At 42.2% G+C, this 17,222-nt stretch carries 21 protein-coding genes and 1 rRNA gene; 11 read left to right on the top strand and 11 right to left on the bottom strand.

Translation table 11 applies throughout. The features are described from left to right. The first annotated feature begins 137 nt into the window (after window positions 1-137). Window positions 138-252, top strand: a 5S ribosomal RNA gene (gene rrf, locus NDN13_RS11695). Between the two features lie 322 nt (window positions 253-574). After that, window positions 575-2,008, top strand: coding sequence for a hypothetical protein (locus NDN13_RS11690; protein ID WP_251115577.1), 1,434 nt, complete (start codon window positions 575-577; stop codon window positions 2,006-2,008). A 219-nt stretch (window positions 2,009-2,227) separates the two neighbouring features. Here NDN13_RS11690 and NDN13_RS11685 read toward each other — a convergent pair whose 3' ends face one another. Continuing rightward, entirely contained in the window at window positions 2,228-2,563 is a 336-nt protein-coding gene (locus NDN13_RS11685; protein ID WP_016543061.1) for a protein tyrosine phosphatase family protein, read from the bottom strand. 123 nt (window positions 2,564-2,686) lie between these two features. Between NDN13_RS11685 and NDN13_RS11680 the strand changes: the two genes are divergently transcribed. The 4 genes from NDN13_RS11680 to msrC are packed head-to-tail and all read left to right on the top strand — an operon-like array spanning window position 2,687 to window position 4,970. Then, the gene (locus NDN13_RS11680; RefSeq protein WP_251115576.1) at window positions 2,687-3,583 is read left to right on the top strand and encodes an alpha/beta hydrolase; all 897 of its coding nucleotides are present in this window, start codon (window positions 2,687-2,689) and stop codon (window positions 3,581-3,583) included. Continuing rightward, window positions 3,584-4,021 (top strand): thioredoxin TrxC, encoded by a 438-nt coding sequence (gene trxC, locus NDN13_RS11675; protein ID WP_004655931.1) that lies wholly within the window; start codon window positions 3,584-3,586, stop codon window positions 4,019-4,021. A gap of 1 nt (window position 4,022) precedes the next feature. Then, on the top strand, window positions 4,023-4,436 hold the full coding sequence (locus tag NDN13_RS11670; protein WP_004655929.1) for an acyl-CoA thioesterase: 414 nt from the start codon (window positions 4,023-4,025) through the stop codon (window positions 4,434-4,436). Between the two features lie 54 nt (window positions 4,437-4,490). Further along, window positions 4,491-4,970 (top strand): free L-methionine (R)-S-oxide reductase MsrC, encoded by a 480-nt coding sequence (gene msrC / locus NDN13_RS11665; protein WP_251115575.1) that lies wholly within the window; start codon window positions 4,491-4,493, stop codon window positions 4,968-4,970. 51 nt (window positions 4,971-5,021) lie between these two features. Here the strand turns inward: msrC and NDN13_RS11660 are convergent, their stop codons facing one another. From NDN13_RS11660 to NDN13_RS11650, 3 genes are all read right to left on the bottom strand, one after another. Next, complete coding sequence (locus NDN13_RS11660; protein ID WP_251115574.1) at window positions 5,022-5,525, bottom strand: nuclear transport factor 2 family protein; 504 nt, start codon at window positions 5,523-5,525, stop codon at window positions 5,022-5,024. A 67-nt stretch (window positions 5,526-5,592) separates the two neighbouring features. Then, complete coding sequence (locus NDN13_RS11655; protein WP_171548549.1) at window positions 5,593-6,087, bottom strand: DUF4442 domain-containing protein; 495 nt, start codon at window positions 6,085-6,087, stop codon at window positions 5,593-5,595. Between the two features lie 14 nt (window positions 6,088-6,101). Continuing rightward, window positions 6,102-6,590 (bottom strand): YajQ family cyclic di-GMP-binding protein, encoded by a 489-nt coding sequence (locus tag NDN13_RS11650; RefSeq protein ID WP_004655922.1) that lies wholly within the window; start codon window positions 6,588-6,590, stop codon window positions 6,102-6,104. 90 nt (window positions 6,591-6,680) lie between these two features. On the opposite strand from NDN13_RS11650, the gene NDN13_RS11645 reads away from it, so the two are divergent. Then, window positions 6,681-6,995: a rhodanese-like domain-containing protein gene (locus tag NDN13_RS11645; protein WP_004655921.1), complete on the top strand. Its 315-nt coding sequence runs from the start codon at window positions 6,681-6,683 to the stop codon at window positions 6,993-6,995. Window positions 6,996-7,079: 84 nt separating this feature from the next. Here NDN13_RS11645 and mnmC read toward each other — a convergent pair whose 3' ends face one another. The 4 genes from mnmC to NDN13_RS11625 are packed head-to-tail and all read right to left on the bottom strand — an operon-like array spanning window position 7,080 to window position 10,396. Continuing rightward, window positions 7,080-8,981, bottom strand: a complete 1,902-nt coding sequence (gene mnmC, locus NDN13_RS11640; RefSeq protein ID WP_251115573.1) for a bifunctional tRNA (5-methylaminomethyl-2-thiouridine)(34)-methyltransferase MnmC2/FAD-dependent 5-carboxymethylaminomethyl-2-thiouridine(34) oxidoreductase MnmC1 — start codon at window positions 8,979-8,981, stop codon at window positions 7,080-7,082. A 17-nt stretch (window positions 8,982-8,998) separates the two neighbouring features. Then, window positions 8,999-9,454, bottom strand: coding sequence for an SH3 domain-containing protein (locus NDN13_RS11635; RefSeq protein ID WP_251115572.1), 456 nt, complete (start codon window positions 9,452-9,454; stop codon window positions 8,999-9,001). A gap of 3 nt (window positions 9,455-9,457) precedes the next feature. Next, window positions 9,458-9,760 carry a YciI family protein gene (locus NDN13_RS11630; protein ID WP_016543071.1) on the bottom strand — a complete coding sequence of 101 codons (303 nt, stop codon included), beginning with the start codon at window positions 9,758-9,760 and terminating at the stop codon, window positions 9,458-9,460. A 24-nt stretch (window positions 9,761-9,784) separates the two neighbouring features. Further along, window positions 9,785-10,396: a septation protein IspZ gene (locus NDN13_RS11625; RefSeq protein ID WP_251115571.1), complete on the bottom strand. Its 612-nt coding sequence runs from the start codon at window positions 10,394-10,396 to the stop codon at window positions 9,785-9,787. A gap of 45 nt (window positions 10,397-10,441) precedes the next feature. On the opposite strand from NDN13_RS11625, the gene NDN13_RS11620 reads away from it, so the two are divergent. Further along, window positions 10,442-11,305: a PHP domain-containing protein gene (locus NDN13_RS11620; protein ID WP_251115570.1), complete on the top strand. Its 864-nt coding sequence runs from the start codon at window positions 10,442-10,444 to the stop codon at window positions 11,303-11,305. A 134-nt stretch (window positions 11,306-11,439) separates the two neighbouring features. Here NDN13_RS11620 and NDN13_RS11615 read toward each other — a convergent pair whose 3' ends face one another. Beyond that, a complete protein-coding gene (locus tag NDN13_RS11615) occupies window positions 11,440-12,333 on the bottom strand; it encodes a LysR family transcriptional regulator (RefSeq protein WP_251115569.1) in 894 nt (297 codons plus the stop codon). Window positions 12,334-12,436: 103 nt separating this feature from the next. On the opposite strand from NDN13_RS11615, the gene NDN13_RS11610 reads away from it, so the two are divergent. Beyond that, on the top strand, window positions 12,437-13,483 hold the full coding sequence (locus NDN13_RS11610) for an aldo/keto reductase (protein ID WP_251115568.1): 1,047 nt from the start codon (window positions 12,437-12,439) through the stop codon (window positions 13,481-13,483). A 46-nt stretch (window positions 13,484-13,529) separates the two neighbouring features. Here the strand turns inward: NDN13_RS11610 and NDN13_RS11605 are convergent, their stop codons facing one another. Beyond that, entirely contained in the window at window positions 13,530-14,441 is a 912-nt protein-coding gene (locus NDN13_RS11605; protein WP_004655906.1) for a bestrophin family protein, read from the bottom strand. 44 nt (window positions 14,442-14,485) lie between these two features. Continuing rightward, window positions 14,486-15,208, bottom strand: coding sequence for a RadC family protein (radC, locus tag NDN13_RS11600; RefSeq protein WP_159413815.1), 723 nt, complete (start codon window positions 15,206-15,208; stop codon window positions 14,486-14,488). A 196-nt stretch (window positions 15,209-15,404) separates the two neighbouring features. Between radC and coaBC the strand changes: the two genes are divergently transcribed. Together coaBC and NDN13_RS11590 are read left to right on the top strand one after the other, a co-directional pair. Continuing rightward, window positions 15,405-16,661 carry a bifunctional phosphopantothenoylcysteine decarboxylase/phosphopantothenate--cysteine ligase CoaBC gene (coaBC, locus tag NDN13_RS11595; protein WP_251115567.1) on the top strand — a complete coding sequence of 419 codons (1,257 nt, stop codon included), beginning with the start codon at window positions 15,405-15,407 and terminating at the stop codon, window positions 16,659-16,661. A gap of 154 nt (window positions 16,662-16,815) precedes the next feature. Then, a complete protein-coding gene (locus tag NDN13_RS11590) occupies window positions 16,816-17,193 on the top strand; it encodes a cytochrome b562 (RefSeq protein WP_005206803.1) in 378 nt (125 codons plus the stop codon). The last annotated feature ends 29 nt before the right edge of the window (window positions 17,194-17,222 follow it).

Below are 17,222 nucleotides of genomic sequence, written 5' to 3'. Positions count from 1 at the left end.
TATTCAAGATAAATTCAATACATAACTTGATTTAGTGTGAAATCTAGTTACAATACAGACCAATTATCTAATCCGTTAATAACTCTTTCGGTACTAAGTGGCAAAAAATGTAAGACCACCCAAAACCAAAACAGTTTGCTGGCGACAATAGCAAGAGTGAACCACCTGATCCCTTCCCGAACTCAGAAGTGAAACCTCTTAGCGCTGATGGTAGTGTGGCACTTGCCATGTGAGAGTAAGTCATCGCCAGCTTTTAAATCTAAACACCCCCAACCTAACTGGTTGGGGGTGTTTTTTATTGCGTGGGGAAAAATAGAAATATGCTGCTCTTAAATAATAGAATGTTTTTTATTCGTAAAGTTTTTATATTAAAAGGCTGAAATTTTTTATTCATCATTTATTCGTTAAAAGTTATAGAGAATATCTCTATTTAATAAAATAGTTTGACTGAGTTCACTTTAATATTTTTTACTTGAAGATAAACTTTATTTACACAAAATCTATATTATGGTTACATTAGACATATTTTTATAATGAAATATCTAATTCTATTTGGGGATAAAAAGGAATGATCATGAATAAAAAGCAGCTTACATTAAAGTTGTCTGCAATTGCTGTCTCTATTTTATTAGCTAGCTGTGGTGGTGGCGGTGGTGGGTATTATGGTAGTACTGGTTCATCATCTGGATCGGATAATACTGAGAAGCCAGTAACTGAAACACCTGTTGCAACCAATTATCATATTATTATTACGAGCTCTAAGCCTACATTGGTTGCTTCTGGTGATACTGCTATAGTTACACTTAAGTTAGTTGATGTAAATGGCGGTGGTGTCGCAAATCAAACAGTACAATTAGCAATTCAAGATACTGCATCGACCAATATCACCATTGATGGTGCTTCATCTGCTGTAACAGACAGCACAGGAAGTGCTAATTTTACAGTTAAATTGCCTAAAGATTTGACTCAAACTCAGCTAAGTGCTTTAGTTGCAAATGGGATAACAATTAAAGGTAGTTTTACTGATGCTACAAAGAAAATAACGACTCAATCTTTTATGCTTAATGTTGTTGATAATACAGCTTCAATTTCAGCTACTGCGCAATATAGTCTAAATATAGCCTCTAATAAACCGACATTGCTTGTAACTGGTGATAATGCCGTTATTACAGTAAAAGCTGTAGACAAGAATGGTGGTGGTGTTTCTGGACAAAATGTTGTTTTAAGTATTCCTGATTACAAAGTTAATGGTGTGACGATTAATGGGCCATCCACAGCTGTAACGGATACCACAGGCAATGCAAATTTTACGATCCTTTTGCCTAATAAATCTGCTCAGGCAGCAAGTTTAATTGCTAGTGGTATCGTTATTAATGCTGCTTTAACAGATAGTAATGGTGTGACATCGAAACAAACAACCACGTTAAATGTCTCAGCGGCTCAGGTTGAACAACCTGTTGCTAATATTACTTTTGGTAACTCAGGACAATTACAAACGAGTACAGATGGCACATATTATACGGAATCTGTTTCAGTACAAGTTACAAATATTGATGGTAAGCCAATCGCTTCCCAGCCAGTGGTAATGTCAATTAGTAATTTAGGTTATGCCAAAGGTGCTTTAGTTTATAATCCAGATGCTAAACCAAATGCAACACGTCAATTCGTAGCACCCTATACTTATTGCCCGATCACAGTTGCAGTTCCAGCACCAGATTTTGTACAGCTACCAACAACCTTTGTAGCACCATCGGTTTCAACTGATGGCACAGTAACTTATACAACAGATGCAACGGGTAAGTTTGATTTTCAAATTCGTTATTTAAGAAGATATGCGAGTTGGCACATGGTTAATATTGTGGCGACCACGCAGTTATCTGATCGTAAAGTCACCTCTAATATTCCATATGCTTTAACACCGTTAAAGACAGATATGGATAATCCAGCTGGAATGCCATTTGATGTTAGTCCTTATGGTGTAGGAGTGAATTGTAGTAATAAAGACTAATTTGAAAAACAGCACTTCGGTGCTGTTTTTTTATAGCGCTGTACCCACGCTCACTGTTGCTGTTGGACGAACCTGAAAAGAACTACAAGCAGAAAATGAGAGGATGCATAACAGGACAATGGCGAGTTTTGACATGGTTCTTGATCTATCGAAAAAGAACCATCATCTTATAAATACCAAGCTTTAACTATTTGGATCAGGTAATGAAATGTAATGAATTTAGTCGTCTAATAAATCCATTTGTTTTGCGATTTGATATAGATTATTTGAGCGATTACCGGTACGGCAGAACATCAAAATTGGTTTTGGCAGTTCATTATAGTGATTGGCAAAATTACGGACATCGAGTTCAGTGATTTGCCCTGCAACAACGGGTTGATAGACATAGTCTAAACCTGCAGTTCGAGCAGATTCTTCGATCTGTGCGCTGGTCGGCTGTTCAGGGCCACCTTCCATGTCTGGTCGGTTATTAATAATCGATTTAAATCCTTTTTCAACCACTTGCTCAATATGCTCAGGGCCGATTTGACCTGCAAAACCAACATTCTCTGTCATCTTGTCACTCCAAAAACAAACAAAACATTTTATGCTCTATCATAGCATTAAGCTCGATCTTGAGTTTAAATGTCTGTATTAAATAAATGATGATAAGTAAAAGATAAGGGCAATGGAGCGCGCATGCATACCTATACTGTTGAGCCGTTGTATGTTCCAAGTAGTGATGAAACCATCGCTGCGGATTTTTATCTGCCTAAAGCCAATACCAAAGCTGCTGTGATTATCATGGCGCACGGTTTTGCAGGCTTGCGTCAATTTAAATTGGTTCAATATGCACAGCGCTTTGCTCAGGCCGGTTATGCAGTCATTTTATTCGATTATCGTAATTGGGGAGGCAGTACAGGCAAGCCGCGTGAATTGGTTTCTCTCAGTGCCCAGCTTGATGATTGGAAGACCATGATTCAATATGCCTCGAATTGTAAACTGATTGATAATCGACGTATTGTTTTATGGGGAACTTCACTCAGCGGTGGATATGCCCTAAGCTTGGCATCGGATCTGAAAAACATTCAGGCGGTCATGGTACAAGTTCCCTATGTTGATGGGGCTGAAACAGCCAAGCTTTATCCCTTACAGCGCTATCCAGAGGCATTGAAGCGTTCCAGTCAGGACTATATGGGTTCCAAGATGGGCCTTGTACCTAAAACTTTACCTGTGGTCGATCAATATCGATTGTGTTTTTTACCAACTTCAGACAGTTTTTATGGATATCACTCGATTGTAAATCCTGACTACTATTGGAGCGGAGAAGTCCCTGCACGGGTGTTTTTTAATTTAATGCGTTATCGTCCGATTCAGTTTGTACGGAAAATTAATATCCCGGTTTTATTTATTGCCGCCAAGCATGACTCTCTGATTCCAATTGAATCGAGTCGGGAAGCCGCGACCAATATTGCGCCATTTGTGAGCTATCACGAATGGGAAATGAAACATTTTGATGTTTATCATGGTTCTTGGTTTGAAAAAGCAGTCACAACCCAATTAGAATTTTTACATCAACATATTGGAGTGATGTAGATGATTATTGTCTGTGCATCATGTGGTGCAAAAAATCGTGTACCCGAAGAAAAATTGGCGGTTCATCCCAACTGCGGGCAATGCCATAAAGCGTTATTGCCTTTAGAGCCGATTGAACTCAATGAACAAAATTTCAGTAACTTCATCAGCAATTCAGATCTGCCTGTATTGATTGACTTGTGGGCTGAGTGGTGTGGTCCCTGCAAGATGATGGCGCCTCACTTTGCTCAAGTGGCGAAGCAAAATCCCTATGTGGTTTTTGCCAAAATTGATACCGAAGCCAATCCACGTTTAAGTGCTGCATTTAATGTGCGTAGCATCCCAACGTTAGTGCTGATGAATAAGACCACGGAATTGGCGAGAATCAGCGGAGCATTACGCGCACCCGAGTTACAACAATGGTTAGACCAGCAATTACAGCAACACCAAGGACATTAACATGAGCGAACGCCCAACTCATCCAGAAGGGACTTTATCACTACAAAACATTGCCATGCCCGCAGATACCAATTGGAGTGGTGATGTTTTTGGCGGCTGGATTGTCTCTCAGATGGATCTCGCAGGAGCGATTCATGTTGAACGTTTTAGTAAAGGTCGTTGTGCAACGATTGCGATCAATCAGATGACTTTTCTGGTACCGGTTAAGGTCGGGAATGTGATTAGCTGTTATACCAAAATTTTGAAAGTTGGCAGTAGTTCAGTACAAGTCCAAATTGAGGTATGGAACAGTCATGATGATTCTCGTGAGCCAGTGCGCATTACCGAAGGTGTATTTACCTTTGTTGCGGTGGATGTGAATGGCAAGAAACGTTTGATCTCAGAAGAGATTAAACAAGCATTTGCAGCAAGCTAAGTTCTCTTTTATCGAGTGAATGAAGCCAAGACTATTTTTGATTTGGAATGAAGCATGGCAGAAGAATTAGTTTTGCAACATGGCCATAAGGCCGAGCAATATCAAAGTATCCTTCCTCAGATTCAGGCAATTGTTGAAGATGAAAGTGATGTGATTGCCAATCTCGCCAATATCTGCGCGGCGTTAAAACAGCAATTTGGCTGGTTTTGGATTGGCTTTTATTTGGTCAAAGAGAATGAGTTGGTGTTAGGCCCATTTCAAGGCCCAATCGCCTGTACCCGTATTGCCAAAGGTCGCGGCGTATGTGGCGCGGCATGGCAACAGCAGCAAGTGATTGTGGTGCCAGATGTAGATCAGTTCCCAGGGCATATTGCCTGTAGTTCTGCCTCTCGCTCTGAGATCGTCTTGCCAATGATGAAAAATGGTCAGTGTGTTGGCGTGTTGGATATCGATAGTGATGAACTGAATCAATTTGATGAGGTCGATGCAGCATATTTACAGCAGTTGATGACTATGATTGAAAAATTTATTTAAGTATTTAAAAAATAAAGCCCAAATTCGTTTGGGCTTTGTTTTTTGTGCCGCTTAGAACATGCTGTTGGCGTTCTGACTTTTTTCAGGAATATTTTGTATCACATCCCAATGCTCTACAATTTTTCCATTTTCTACACGGAATATATCAATAATCGCTCGGCCTCGGTCGCTGTCATTCTCTGTAGAATGCACATGCAGAACGACTAAATCTCCTTCCGCAATTGCTTTCTTGATGACATTTTTTGCCTGAGGGTTATTGCTAAATTTTTGGCTAAAGAAGTTTACAAATGGTGCCTTACCGTCAGGTACATTCGGATTGTGCTGAATATATTGATCCCCAATATAACGATCGGCATATTGTTTAACTTGGTGTTTTAAGAAAACACCTTCATAAAAATCGACCACGATTTTCTTGTTTTGTTCAGCTAAAGAATGGCGCTGTTTTGAAGGAATTGAAGCTGAAGCATCAGCGGCGAGCACTTGAGCAGAATAAGTCGCGAGGTTGAGCGCAATAAAAAAATGAGAAAGCAGAAGTATTTTTTTCATTTTTAGCATCAGAACACAAAGAGTGATCATTGCATCCTGATGCTAATACTGCCACTAGAATAGTCTAGGTCAGTTATTATTTTTTACGTTTTGGTAACCAAGCCCAAAGCATTTGGCATTGGATTGGTTGATTGCCTGCATCATCAATCACGGTAATAGGGACCAATAACTCGCCTTTTTCATTCTCTGCGATAAACTTTTGTTGATCAGCTGATAATGTTGCTGTTGCCGTTAAACCACCTTGCGCAACTTTTAAGTAATCGACATGCAATGATTTGATCAACAAAATCCGATCATCTGGGACATGTAAACCCGTTAAAAATCCAGTCGCAGTTTCACCCAGTAGTGCCATGGCTGCTGCATGGACACCTTTAATATGATTTTGCATATTACGCTGGTTTTCAATACGAACAGTCACGTGGTCTTTATCGACTTCTAAATAACGAATATTCGCTGTTCCGACCATCGGAACCACACGACCAAAAGCCTTACTCCAGAGCGTGCTACGGATGCCTTTGGGAAATTTAGATGTGGTTTTAACCAGCGTATAAAGACGGTTATCTTTTGCCATAGTGAACCTATTGCTTAATCTTTGAAATTATTAAATTGCAGTGGCAGACCAAATTGTTGTTCACGTAAAAAGTTCATCACTTGTTGCAAAGTATCGCGCTTTTTATCGGTGACACGGATTTTGTCTCCTTGGATAGAAGATTGCGCTTTGATACCGCTTTCTTTAATGGCTTTATTAATTTTTTTTGCGGTATCTGAGTCAAGTCCATCTTTAAGTTTGATCACTTGCACCACATTTTTACCCGAAGCTGTGGCTTTTTGTGGATCTAAAGCTTGTACATCAATTTTACGTTTATAGAAGTGATTTTCGAGCATGGTATAGACTTGTTCACATTGGAAATCGCTTTCAGTTGAGATTTTGATTTCTTTATTTTTCTCATTTAACTCAATTGAAACGTCTTGTCCACGGAAGTCAAAACGAGTCGCAATCTCTTTTTCTGTGTTTTGCACAGCATGATTGACTTCAAATAACTCTAATTCAGAAACAATATCAAAAGAAGGCATGGTTAGACCTTTACAAAGGGAAAGAATATTTGAGATGCTAAGGGGGTTTTCTTCATTTGCCAAGTGTTGTTTACATCAAAGGAGTGCACAATGATCCGTAAACAAGAAATTACAACATTTGAGTTCCCAGAAGGCGCAGTCATCTGGGATGTCCGTGATACCAAAGCGTATGCAGAGGCTCATGTTAAGGGGGCGGTGAATCGTCCAATTGCTGAGATCACTGCGGACAGTCTGACTCAAGTTACAGCGGATCAACCGATTTATATTCTATGCGGTGGCGGCAGCAAAGCACCGCGTGCAGCAGAGCTTTTAGACGGTATCGATGGTTCTCGTGAATATGTTGTATTGATGGGTGGCACACGCGCAGCGCGTGATGCGGGCTTGCCTTTAGAACAAGGCGCTTAAATCACTCAAAAGATTGGCCAAAATACAGCTGTATTTTGGCCAATTCAAAATTCTAGATTTCTGTCATTTTAAAATTAAAAATATTTAACCAGAATAATAAGGCTTCTTGGCTTTTACTTTCTTCTGAAAGCGTTGAGGATTCAACTTATCCAACAGGTTTTGAGGCACTGGACAAAGCTCACCCAAGACAAGGGCTGCCAAGACTTCGCTACACAAGGGCGCAAACAAGAATCCCTTAGAACCTAGGCCTGCAAAGGTAAATATCTGTTCATCATTTTTCATTTTCCCAACCAAAGGAAAATAATCCAAACTTTGTGCACGCACAGACGCACGACCTTGCCATGTTTCGGTGGATGGAAGCTGTTGCGCATATTCAGGGAAGACACTGTGGATAAGTTCATAGTTATGCACATGGTCTTCTGCTAGAACTTCAACATCGTCTCGATTGGGATAAAAAGATGCGCCTAGAATCAATTGAGCGGCATCCAATTGCATACAATAACCGCCATAACTATAGGCTTGATCTAGAGCTAAAGCTTGTTCGCGATTCTCAACCCAGCTGACTTGTCCACGAATTGGTTTTAACACGGGGTAGTTTTCAAACAGCTCAGCACTTTGCTTGGCACAACACACAATCACATCATCGGCTGTTGCGATGAGCTGTTGTTCTTGCCAAAGCTCAGTTTGCTTATCTGCGCTATTTAAGCGAGAAATTTTTGCTTTTATGCATTGGATATTCGGATGCTGTAACATTTCATCACGCAGTTGCTGTGGAGAAACTGCACCTGCTTGATGCAGGGCCAAGCTTGGATAAGCTGTTTCAGGGGGAGCATTCTGCTGATCATGTACAGAGAGCACAGCTTCAGGATATTGTTTCGCTAAACCAAGCAATTCATCCGTATTTTTTAAAGCGATTTGCTGGACTTGAATCGGTCTAAATGCTTTGAATTTAGGATAAAAATTCAAGGCATGTTGCCAGCTCAAGGTCATCAGATGTTCATGGGCTTGTTCAATTGGACAGAGCTTGGGATTGAGCAGAGCAAGGGGATTGCCTGATGCACCTGAGAGTGGCTCATTTTGCTCGTAGATCGTGACTTGATGGCCACGTTGAGCAAAGGCCCATGCACAGCTTAAACCTGCGATTCCAGCGCCAATAATCGCGATCTGGCGTTGTGTCTCTTGTGATGTATTGGTCTTAGATTTAGATTGCGTGGCACCTTGTTCTACTGAATCTGATTCCGCTGTTATACCATCAAGCCAAATGGCTTTTAGCATTTCACGTTTATGGCCAAAACCACGTGGGCGGCTAATGTGCACACCATGTTGCTTCAGTCCACGTTTCAGTACCCCAGCGACACTAAAGGACGCAAAGGTCGTCCCATAGTCTGATAAACGCACGATGTGATTGAGTACATTTTCCTGCCACATGTCAGGGTTACATGAAGGCGCAAAACCATCAAGAAACCATGCATTTACGGCTTGGGTTTTCGGGATACTTGGAAAAATATCTTGTGCATCACCCAACCATAAATCAATACTAAAGCGTTCTTCTGGAAAACTTAAGCGATGGCAGCCTGCAATAGGCAGGGGATACTGCTGAATCAGCTGTTCTGCAAGTGGCTTAAGTTCAGGCCAGACATTCAGTGCGCGGATCAGATCGGCTTTGCTCAGCGGAAATTTTTCGACGCTGATGGCATGTAAGTGACTGTGATTATCTGGACGAACCTGCTGCCACAGTTGCCACAGGGTCAGAATGTTTAAGCCCGTACCAAAACCTGTTTCGCCCACACAAAAGTATTGAAAATCTGCCAGTTCTGATAGGCGTTCAGTTAGGTCATTACCATTTAAAAACACATGGCGTGTTTCAAGTAAACCGTTATCTTTGGAAAAGTAGACATCACCAAACTGTTTAGAAATGGGAACTTCGATACCATCAACCAGTTCCCAATCTAATTCGGCTGTTTGTATTTTTGCGGAGTGAGACATAAATAAAGAAGTGGTTTTTACCACTGACGGCGACGTTTAGTATGAATATAACTGGCAATCAAGAAGCCCAGAATCACACCCACAGCAATGGTCATTGCGCCATATAAAAACATTTGTGCGCTGCGTTCACTTTGTAATACCTGAACCTGTACGGTGAGGTTGTCATTTTTTAACTGTAATTCTTGATTTTGAGAAAGTGCTTCCAGATTGGCATGCTCAAGTTGCTTCAAGCGGCTGGCCTGATCTTGAATCATGGCTTTAACTTTGGCATCTTGTTGTTGCTTGGCTTTGGCAATTTGCTCAGCGGTCAGCGGTTTGGTCGCTGCGGTAGTTGCATTGGTTGGCGCAGCAGCTGTTGTATTCGCTGTTGGGGTTGTGCTGGCTGCTGGAGCCGCAGGTGTTGCAGGCTCAACTGCCCATGCAGTAGAGCTAAATAAACATAAAGCCAATATGCTTTTGACGACAACGTGCATGATTTACCCTTTTGGAAAAGCTTTGTTGAACGGTTTTACCTCAATATTTGAGTAAATCCCTTCTTTTAAAAATGGCTCTTCCTGAATCCAAGCATCTAAGGATTCACGACTATCAAACTCGACAATCATGGTACTGCCCCAAAAACCAGCCTGCGGATCGTTTGGATCTTTTGGATGTGCACCTGCCGTAATTAAACGTCCTTCATCATCTAACTTTTGCAGACGTTCAATATGTTGCGGGCGGGTGGCTAAACGTTTTTCCAAAGTACCTTCGCGATCAGTACAAGTCAGCACAAAATATGGCATGGCAGTAGCTCGATGATTTAAAATCTATTCAGTGGTTTTAAAATGCTTTCTTAAGAAAAACAGTATAGCAGCTAGGTAACTGATAGAAACGATAATATCGCCGAAAGCGGTGAATTCGCCCCAATATTTTCCTTGCATGTAGACAAAACCAAAGAAGAAATGCAAAGCCGCAAGTAAAAAGAATTGACCACACCACGCCCAGTTCAATTTGAGCCAACCTTTAGGGCTAAGCTCTAACAACGAGCCTAAAAGTTTTTGGATAATTGGCATACGTTCTTTATTAAAGAGTGGCGTCACCAGAAAGCCTAATCCAATACCAATATTGATGATGATCGCCTTCATTTTAATATAGGTCACATCACTAAAGATCAGGGTAATTCCACCAAAAACCACAGACATTAACACGATAAACCACTGCATTTTTTCCAATTTAAATTTTTGGAAAAAGAACAGGCAGCCATACACCACAAGTGTCGAGATGAGTAATGCACAAGTTGCAACAAGAATATGATTTTGATCGAGATTTCCAGAACTACCCACCAACTGTAGCAGCGGATGATGACTATCTTTAGGATCGGTGGTTTTATAAAAATAAAAGAAGATAATAATCGGTAGATAGTCGAGCAACGCTTTCATGTTACAGTACGATGATGAAATAGGTCAGATAGCATAATACAAACCATGTTCGGTGTCGATTTACACACACATACGCTCATTTCCGATGGTACCTTCTCTCCTGAGCAGTTGGTACAGGCGGCTGTCGATTTAAAAATCCACACCCTTGCCGTGACAGACCATGACACCATGGATGGCTTGGGGCGTGCCCAAGATTATGCACAAGCGCATGATATTCAAATTATTTCTGGCGTGGAAGTTTCTAGTCAGTGGTCTAGACCGAATACCAAAAAGAGTTATGGGGTACATATCGTTGCCCTGAATATGCAAGATGAAGCACCGATCAAAGCCATGCTGGAACAGCAGAAAAAAGTCCGTGCTGAACGGGCAAAAGTGATTTGTCAGCTCTTAGAAAAATGTATTGATTTTGATATCTATCCTGATGTGATTGCCCAAGTGGATGGGGAAGCAGATCGGGTGACTCGAACCCATATTGCTAAAGCCCTAGTCGAAAAGAATATTGTCAGTCGCCCACAGCAGGCCTTTGATCGTTTTCTGAAAGAAGGCAAAAAAGCCTTTGTGAAATTTGAAGGTATGGGCTTAAAAGAAACCATTGATGTGATTCATGCCAGTCAGGGTTTCGCCGTGCTTGCTCATCCGACCCGTTATGACCTGTCTGCCACCAATATCCGTTATTTGATTGAACTGTTTGCCGAGTTGGGTGGTGATGCCGTGGAACTACCACCGAGTATCGAACCTGCTTCGACACGCCAAATGGTGGATCGGATGATTCAACAGTGTGATTTAGCTGTTTCGATTGGCAGCGATTTTCATGGCGAGAATATGCCGTGGATTAAATTGGGACAGACGCCACGCCTTAAAGAGGGGCAGAAAGGGATTTGGGAACACTTTAAACCATCGGTGACATGAAAAAAATAGAACTTTGCCTCATGCTTGTTTTTTTCATGCTGCTTGTATGGGGCGTGCAATGGATGTTTCATGGTTTTGCAGGAATGCCATAATCAATATTGCAAGGTGGATTGGTCTGAAGGACTAAAGTTTTATCATTCACGCTGTTGAAAGTAATCGATTAAATAATCTAAAAAATGCTGCACTTTGGGCGCGATCATCTCTCGATGCGGAAACACCGCATAAATTGCCGTTGTTTCTACAGGATAGTCAGGTAGGACTGGTACTAATCTTCCAGTAGCAAGATCCTCAGCCACATGCCAGATCGAATGATTGGAAATACCAAGACCAGCTAAGGCCGCTTGCCGAACGCCTTCACCTGAGTTGGTCGCAAAATACCCCTCGACATGAACCTGTTCAACCTGACCTTCTGCATTGATCAAGTGCCAGTGATCGGTCAGACCCTGACCATGCTGTTGCAAGATACAACGATGTAATTTGAGTTCTTCCAAGCTATGGGGCTGACCATATTTTTCCAGATAGCTGGGCGAGGCACAGAGTAAGCGTTGATTGGTACTCAAGCGTTTGGCAACCAAGCTGGAACTTTTTAACTGACCAATGCGAATGGCCAAGTCCATACCTTGCTGAATCAGATCGATGTTCTGGTCATTCAGATCTAAATGAATTTTCAGTTCAGGATGCAAAAGTGCAAACTCGGCAATCACAGGCATCAAAACTTTTGTGCCAAAGGTTGCGGAGGTGCTAATCCGAAGTGTACCTGTGAGCGGCTGATCTTTAAGCTTTAATGATTCTTGCAAGTGAATAAAATCAGCAATCCAATGCCGACCATGTTCAAGTAAAGCACGGCCTTCCTCGGTTAAGGTCAGCTTTCTCGTGGTGCGATGAAACAAGCGAAATTGTAGGTTTTGTTCTAAGCGTTGCAATTTCTGACTGGCAACTGACACCGAAATATTAGCGTCCTGAGCGGCTTTACTGATTGAGCCTAAGTCTGCCACTCGAATAAAAAACTGAAAATCTTCTGTATTCATTATCAATAAAATCAGAAAAGTATTTCTTGATTATCGTGGTTTTTCGAATAAATCCCTAGCGCTATTTTTGTACTGAAGCAATCACAGCTTGAAGAGACAGATCATGAAATATCATTTTTTAGGAAACTCGGGTTTAAAAGTGTCAGAGTTGGGATTTGGTGCAGGGACTCTAGGTGGGCAGGGACAAATCTTTGCTGCTTGGGGACAAGCCAGTCAGACTGAAGCCAATCAGATGATTCGCGCTGCTTTAGATGCAGGCATTAATTACTTTGATACAGCAGATGTCTATTCAGATGGAGAATCTGAAAGGATGCTCGGTAAGGCACTTGCATCAGAACGGCAGCATACTATTATTTCGACCAAAATCGGTATTCGTAGTTCAGAACATCTAAATGATGCGGGATTTAGTCGGCATTATCTATTGTCCGCAGTTGAACAGTCATTAACTCGATTGGGAACGGATTATATTGATGTATTACAGCTACATCAGTTCGATAGCTTCACCGCATTACCTCAGTTAATGAAAACTTTAGATGAGTTAGTGCGTAGTGGTAAAGTCCGTTATATCGGCGCTTCAAATTTTGCAGGCTGGCAACTGATGAAAGCCCAAGCCATTGCTGAACAATATGGCTATGAAAAGTTTGTGGTGAATCAGGTCTATTACTCATTGATCGGTCGTGATTATGAATGGGAGCTGATGCCCTTAAATGATGACCAGCAGATTGGTGCGGTGGTATGGAGTCCTCTAGGCTGGGGCAGATTGACGGGGAAATTTGATCGGGAGAATCCGATTCCAGCACAGAGTCGCTTACATGATACCGCGCAATTTGCGCCGCCAGTGAATGAAGCGCATCTCTATGCTGTGATTGAGGTGTTAAAACAGATTGCAGCAGAAACTGGCTATACGATTCCGCAAATTGCCTTAAATTGGTTATTACAGCGCCCAACGGTATCCAGTGTATTGATTGGTGCGCGTAATCAAACTCAACTGCAAGATAACCTTGTTGCCAAAGATATCCAGTTGTCGATTGAACAGATCGAACGTTTAAATCAGGTCAGTGCGGTCTATCCGCCTTATCCTTATTATCCCTATTGGAATGGACAGTTTACCGAACGCTTTAAGTCTATCGTCCCGTCCCAATTTATTTAACTGATGTTAAGTCACATAAAAATGCCCTCATTGGAGGGCATTGTCATTAGAGTAGGTTATGGTCATGCGCCTGAATCGGCGGTGGGGTTGGTCGACCTAAAGTTCCAAGTAATTCAATTTCAATCGAACGTACCATCGCATCCAGCGGTAAGTCATTGCTTTGTGTGCCAAAAGGTTCTTCTATTTCAGTGCTTAAAGCATCCAGACCTAAAAAGGTATAGGCTAAAATACCGACCAATAGCGGTGTCACCAAGCCCAATAACGAGCCAAGACTGAATGGCAGCATAAAGCAGAAGAAATACACGGTACGATTCAGTAAAACCGAATAGGCGAATGGAATTGGGGTATTCGCTATCCGGTCACAACCCGTTTGCATTTCACTTAACGCGGCCACATGGCGGTTCATCTGGGTATAGATAATATCCGAGATTTCGCCTTCTTTCATGGCTTGTAACAGTTCCCATTGAATTAGGCTCAAGGTGTACTGCGGTGCATTATGCTGCTGATAAAGTTGGGTCAGTGCTTGTTGGCTCAGACCACTGGTTTCGGTCAGCTCGGTTGGATTAGCGGTTTGATGACGCAGACGATCACGCAGCACATTGGCAAACACAATCACGTTTTGAATGATACGTTCACGACGTGCCTGGGTCAGGACGCGGCAATCACGGTCAAAATGGCGCGCCGTGGCAATCAACACGCCCCAGAGTTTACGCGCTTCCCACCAGCGGTCATAACAAGCGGTGTTCTTAAATCCCAAGAAAATGGACAGCACCACACCAATCAACGTGAAGCCGACTAATGGAATTTCCGGGAAACGATATAGATTGACATACTCGACCCCGCCAATGATGGCAGAGATCAGCATCACGAAACCGAGAGAGGGCAAAATTTTGGGTAAAATCGTTCCTCGCCATGAGAATAAAACTTTAAAAATACTCGGCTGGTCACGGACAATCATGTTATTTGAATCATTAATTTTATGTCTTGATATTCCTGTTTGATTTAAGCTTTGTCAAGGCGAGATTGCTTGGTTTTAATAGGGTTGAGTAGTTGTTGTTCAGAAAATGAAAAATAGCCTTCTGGCGAAATAATAAAATGATCGATCAAGTGAATTTCTAGCAGTTTACAGGCTTGTTTGAGCTGTTGGGTTAGATAAATATCTTCAGTTGAGGGTTGGGCAGTGCCATAGGGATGATTGTGTGCCACCACGATTTGACAGGCCTGTTGTTGCAGGGCATAGCGTAGGGTTTGATTCAGTGAAACAGCGCAGGAATGATGGGAGCCAAAGAACAGCTTTTTAAAATGCAATTTTCTGAGTTCGGCATCCAAACACAGTACTGCAAAAACCTCCTGTTTTTCACCTTGCAGTTCATAGCGTAAATAGTCGAGCACCAGAGTTGACGTATCCAGACAAAGTCGTTGTTGCTGGAAATGATTATTCAGATAACGCCGCCCAAGTTCCTTTACCGCCATCAGCTGCGCATATTTGGTTGAAGCAATACCATTAAATTGTGATAAATCTTCAAAATTGGCATCAAATATCAAATTAAGTCCGCCAAAATGTTGAATCAAAATACGCGCCAATTCCACCGCAGAGTGCTGTTTTGAGCCTGAACGCAGAAAAATCGCCAACAGTTCCGCATCGGATAAGCTTTGCGGTCCTTGGGATAAAAGACGTTCTCTTGGACGCTCTTGCTCGGGCCAAGTTTTAATAGATTGATTCAATCGTTAATTTCCTTTTGATTTTATTGTGATTATTTTTTTAACAGGCAAAAATAATTGCGCGTCTTTTCCTTTTATATTACGTCATGTCAACACGATTTTCGATTATCGTCAGTGCTGAAATGTTGAGGGTGCTACTTGGGTATCCACTTATTTAATGCTATTGTGAGCGCCACTGCAACAGTAAGGTATCCTGTTTGTGAGCTTCGATCTAAGTGTTATTCCCCATAAAAACATTATATTAGCGGTTACAGGTGGTATTGCTGCCTATAAAAGTGCCATCTTGGTACGCCGTTTAAAAGATTTCGGTTTTGATGTCCGTGTGGTCATGACTCATGGCGCACAAGCATTTATTACCCCACTTACTTTTCAAGCACTTTCAGGCAATCCTGTGCATACCGAATTGCTTGATCCTGAAGCCGAAGCAGGCATGGGACATATCGAATTGGCGCGTTGGGCTGATTTGGTTCTGGTGGCACCTGCCAGCTGTGACAGCATTGCAAAATTTGCCAATGGCTTGGCGGATGATCTGCTCAGCACTTTATATTTGGCAACCAAAGCACCTGTTTGGGTTGCACCGGCCATGAATCAGCAAATGTGGGCAGCAAAAGCTACACAGCGCAATCTGCAAACGTTAGTCGAAGATGGTGTTCATGTGATCATGCCCGATGCAGGCGAGCAAGCCTGCGGTGATGTCGGTTTAGGCCGTATGCCTGAGCCTGAAGATTTGGCTCGCCAAGTTGCAGCCTATTTCCATAAAGCACAACGTGCATTAGCTGAAAAATTTGGTCTGTTGGCTGGAAAACGTGTCACCATTACTGCGGGCCCGACCCGTGAAGCAATTGATCCAGTCCGTTATATTTCAAACCACAGCACGGGTAAAATGGGCTTTGCCTTGGCCGCTGCATGTTATGCCGCAGGGGCAAAAGTCACCTTGGTGGCTGGCCCTGTTAGCTTGGATACGCCGAATGGTGTGCAACGTATTAATGTCAGTTCTGCAATGCAGATGCTTGATGTCAGTATGAATCAACTGAAAGATGGCTGTGACATCTTTATTGCAACGGCAGCTGTGGCGGATTATCGTGTGGCACAAGTGGCTGAGCATAAGATTAAAAAAGCAGGTAATGAGCTCGCGGTGGCTTTGGTCAAAAATCCAGATATCGTAGCGACCATTGCACAGCAGGAACAACGTCCATTCATGGTTGGCTTTGCTGCTGAAACGCAAAATGTCGAAGAATACGCTGCTGGTAAACTGGTGGCGAAAAAACTGGACATGATTGCCTGTAATGATGTGTCACGCCCAGATATCGGTTTTGCCTCAGATGAAAATGCCATGACCGTGTTCTTTGCCCAGTCTTATCACATGAAAAAGCGTGAGTTGGAAAAGGCATCAAAACAAGAGATTTCGCAGCAGTTGGTTGAGTCGATTGCCGATGCTTTACGCCGTCGCCTATAAAGTCTAAACGCGATCTTTTTTATCAAAATGCAACGATTTCGTTGCATTTTTTATGTATGCTAAATCAGCAATTGCCATTGATGCTTTGAAGTCAAAGCACGATGTTTTGCGTCAAGAAATTAAGCATAGCCACAGTTTTTGATAGGATATCCTAATGATTAAAAAAACTTTAGCCACCGTTGTGATGTTATCCGCGTTTGCATTTAGCCATACGGCAATGGCTGCGGGTTTAGAAGATGACATGAAAACGCTGGGCAAGAATTATAAAGCGTTTAACCAAGCTGCAACGCCACAGGCGGCAACCACAGCTTTAGATAATATGCGTGCTGCTGCGACTCATTCAAAACAGTATAAATTGGCGCCGAATACCACTGAAAAAGTGCCAGCCTCTACCGCTTTATTTGACCAAATTATTGTAGAAATTGATAAAGCCAAATTGCTGGTTCAAGCGGGCAAGCTGGATGATGCTAAGAAGCAAGGTAAAAAGATTGCCGAGTTACGTGACCAAGGGCATAAGTATTACACCCATTAAGCGATAAAGGTCGTTCATCGACATGATAG

The sequence above is a fragment of the Acinetobacter sp. C32I genome (genome assembly GCF_023702715.1).
Lineage (GTDB): Bacteria > Pseudomonadota > Gammaproteobacteria > Pseudomonadales > Moraxellaceae > Acinetobacter.
The sequence above is the reverse complement of the archived record's forward strand: the minus strand, read 5'-3'. Positions and strand labels throughout refer to the sequence as shown.